The sequence below is a fragment of the Brooklawnia sp. genome (assembly GCF_049651565.1).
Taxonomy (GTDB): Bacteria; Actinomycetota; Actinomycetes; order Propionibacteriales; family Propionibacteriaceae; genus Brooklawnia.
On record NZ_JBASCI010000285.1, the window covers coordinates 1 to 3,709 of the forward strand.

At 69.2% G+C, this 3,709-nt stretch carries 4 protein-coding genes; all 4 read right to left on the bottom strand.

Features of this window, described 5'->3' with window-relative positions; genetic code table 11:
• A partial coding sequence (gene mptB, locus WBL05_RS14035) for a polyprenol phosphomannose-dependent alpha 1,6 mannosyltransferase MptB (protein ID WP_424226810.1) occupies nucleotides 1-566 on the bottom strand: 566 nt, incomplete at its 3' end.
• Between the two features lie 118 nt (nucleotides 567-684).
• A complete protein-coding gene (groL, locus tag WBL05_RS14040; protein ID WP_424226812.1) occupies nucleotides 685-2,286 on the bottom strand; it encodes a chaperonin GroEL in 1,602 nt (533 codons plus the stop codon).
• A 12-nt stretch (nucleotides 2,287-2,298) separates the two neighbouring features.
• Nucleotides 2,299-2,595, bottom strand: coding sequence for a co-chaperone GroES (groES, locus tag WBL05_RS14045; protein ID WP_424226813.1), 297 nt, complete (start codon nucleotides 2,593-2,595; stop codon nucleotides 2,299-2,301).
• Nucleotides 2,596-2,726: 131 nt separating this feature from the next.
• On the bottom strand, nucleotides 2,727-3,709 hold a 983-nt coding region (locus WBL05_RS14050), incomplete at its 5' end, for a class I SAM-dependent methyltransferase (RefSeq protein ID WP_424226814.1).

Consider the following 3,709-nt stretch of genomic DNA (forward strand, 5'->3'; position numbering starts at 1 on the left):
GCCGGGTCCTGCCCGGTGGCCCGGGCAATCCGGGGCAGGCAGGCGCCGATCAGCACCACGGCCAGCACCCCCGGCAGCCGCATCGCCTGCAGCGACCAGAACGGGTCGGCGCCGCTGAGCGCGACCACCCCCGCCTGCACCAGCAGCGCCAGCGGCGGGTAGACGGTGGTGGTGCCCTGCCAGTAGCTGTCGACCCGGTCGTCGAACGGCCCGCCGATGGTGCCCAGACCGGTCTGGTACGGGTCGAACCCCTGCAGCACGATCCAGCCCTGCTCCAGGTAGGCCCAGGCGTCCTTGCTCAGCAGCGGCGGGCACACCAGCAGCGGCGCGCACCAGATCAGGAAGGTCCGCCACAGCTGCTCGACCGTTGAGCCCCGGGCGGCCAGCCAGCCGGTGAACAGCAGGACGATGCCGGCGGCTGCGGGGACGGTGTGGGCGATCCGGACCGGCATGATGTTGTCCCGGCCGGCCAGGCCGAGCCCCCACGGGGAGGCCAGCCAGGCGGAGACCGCCAGCAGGAGCGTGCCCGCAAGCCCGATCAGCGTGGCCCGCCAGCTCTGTCTCACTTGGCGAATCGTAGCGGTGTCGGCTGATGTGCGGCCAAACGCCACCGACCGGGGCCCCAGCCTGCGCTGGCAACCCCGGTCGGTTTGCTGTTGCTATTCGGTTGTCCGGATCAGCCGGTCAGTGGGCGTGGGCCTTCTCGTCCTCTTCCTCGGGCGCGTTGACCACCAGGGTTTCGGTGGTCAGCAGCATCGAGGCGATGGACGCCGCGTTGGCCAGCGCCGACCGGGTCACCTTGACCGGGTCGATCACGCCGTCGGCGATCATGTCGCCGTACTTGCCGGTCTTGGCGTTGTAACCCTCGTTCGGGCCCAACTCGGATACCTTGGCGACGATGACGTAGCCCGCCTCGCCACCGTTCTCGGCGATCCAGCGCAGCGGCTCGACGACCGACTTGCGGACGATCTTGATGCCGAGCTTCTCGTCGGGGTCGGTGCCGTCGAGGTCGTCCAGCACCTTGGCGGCATGGACGAGCGCGGCGCCGCCACCGGCGACGATGCCCTCCTCGATGGCCGCGCGGGTGGCCGAGACGGCGTCCTCGATGCGGTGCTTCTTCTCGTTCAGCTCGACCTCGGTGGCCGCGCCGACCTTGATGACGCAGACCCCGCCGGCCAGCTTCGCGACCCGCTCCTGCAGCTTCTCGCGATCCCAGTCGGAATCGGTGCGCTCGATCTCACCGCGCAACTGCTCGACGCGGGCCTTGACCTCCTCGGCCGAACCGGCGCCGTCGATGATCGTGGTGTTGTCCTTGCCGACCACGACCCGGCGGGCCCGTCCGAGCACGTCCAGACCGACCTGGTCGAGCTTGAGGCCGACCTCTGGGGAGACGACCTGGCCACCGGTCAGGATCGCGATGTCCTGCAGCATGGCCTTGCGGCGGTCGCCGAAGGCGGGGGCCTTGACCGCGACCGAGGTGAAGGTGCCGCGGATCTTGTTGACCACCAGGGTCGACAGCGCCTCGCCGTCGACGTCCTCGGCGATGATCACCAGTTGCCCGTGCGCTGCGATGACCTTCTCGAGCATCGGCAGCAGCTCGTTCATGTTGGAGATCTTGCCCTGGTTGATCAGGATGTACGGGTCCTCGAGGACCGCTTCCATCCGATCCTGGTCGGTGACGAAGTAGGGTGAGATGTAGCCCTTGTCGAACTGCATGCCCTCGGTGAAGTCGAGTTCGGTGCCGAAGGTGTTCGACTCCTCGACGGTGATGACGCCGTCCTTGCCGACCTTCTCGAAGGCCTGGGCGATGATCGCACCGATCTCCTCGTCGCGCGAGCTGATGGTGGCCACGTTGGCCATGTCCTCAGCAGTCTCGACCTCGCTGGCGGCCTCGCGCAGCTGCTCGACGACGGCCTGCACGGCCTTGTCGATGCCCCGCTTGAGGCCGATCGGGTTGGCGCCGGCAGCGACGGCCCGCAGGCCTTCGTGCACCAGCGCCTGGGCGAGCACGGTGGCGGTGGTGGTGCCATCGCCGGCGATGTCGTTGGTCTTGGTGGCGACCTCCTTGGCAAGCTGGGCACCCAGGTTCTCGTAGGGGTCCTCCAGCTCCACCTCCTTGGCTACGGTCACGCCGTCGTTGGTGATGGTCGGAGCGCCGTACTTCTTGTCAACGACGACGTAACGGCCCTTGGGGCCGAGGGTCACCTTGACGGTATTGGCGAGCGAGTCCACGCCGCGCTCAAGCGAGCGGCGGGCCTCCTCGTCGAACAGGAGTTGCTTGGCCATGGATTCAATGCCTCACTTCTCGACGACTGCGAGGATGTCGCGCGCGTTGAGCAGCAGGTAGTCCTTGCCGTTGTAGCGCACCTCGGTGCCGCCGTACTTGCTGAAGATCACGACGTCGTCAACCTTGACGTCCATTGGGACGCGGTTGCCCTTGTCATCAATACGCCCGGGGCCGGCAGCGACGACCTTGCCCTCCTGCGGCTTCTCCTTGGCGGTGTCGGGGATGACCAGGCCCGAAGCGGTGGTGGTCTCGGCCTCGAGAGGCTCGACGAGGACGCGGTCCTCGAGCGGCTTGATCGTGGTTGCCACGTTCAAACCCCTTTCTTTTTGTCTATGGGTTCACGATGTACTACGAACGGGACGTCGTCGCGGGTGCCGTTCCGATCGCTGGCACCCGAGTGGTTCGAGTGCCAAGACCACCTTAGACCGGTTATTGGCACTCAGACAAGCCGAGTGCCAGACGCGCCGGTCTGGTGTCGGCGAACCACCAGCGCGCGGGCGCCTTCGGTGGTGCGGGCCAGCACGATCGTGGCCCGGTTCGGCCCGGACGGCCGGAGCCGGCGGCGCAGGGCCGCCGGGTCGACGTCGATGGCCCGTTTCTTGATCTCGAGGACGCCGACCCGGTTCGCGCGCACCCAGGCGCGCAGCGACTTCTCGTCCGCGTCGAGGGTCTGCAGCACCTCGAAGCAGGTGGCGAACGGGCTGTCGACCGGCTCGTCGCACGACAGGTAGGCCACTGCAGCGTCGAGGAGCCAGGCGCGGGGGTGGATCCGGTCGAGGGCGCGGGCGCGGATGACCGCCCCGTCGGGCTCCAGCAGGTACCTGCCCACCGGCCGCACCGGCAGCCGACCAGGCTCGGCCCGGAATTCCAGTCGGTGCCCACCGGGTAGCAGCACCGCGGCAGCCATCCCGCCGTACCCGCCGGGGGCGTGGCCGAGCCGCCACAGCCCGGTCTCCACAACGTCGCCGTGGTGCGACACCCAGCAGGCCTCCACCCCGGCCGGGATCAGCTCCCTGGGCAGCCCGGGGCCGAGCTTGACGCAGACCGGGTGACCGGATCCGAGCAGGCCGAGCACGAATGACCAGCGCGGCTGGAAGTCGTCCACCCGCCAACTGCGGCCCCGCGGCGTCCGGCGGGACGGATCGACGAAGACGGCGGTCGCCGGATCGGCGTCAGCCAGCAGCCTGGACGCCACCTCGGTGGCATCACCGACCAGCACTTCGGCGCCGGATAGGTTCGCCTGGGCGAGCGCCGCGGTGTCGGGATCGAGCTCGACAGCGGTCACCGCCAGCCCGGCGGCCAGGAATCCGCGGGCGTCGGCACCGATCCCGCAGCCCAGGTCGATCACCCGGCAAACCCCTGCGGCTGCCAGCCGGGACGCCCGCCAGGCCGCGACCTCGGGACGGGAGGCCTGCTCCAGAC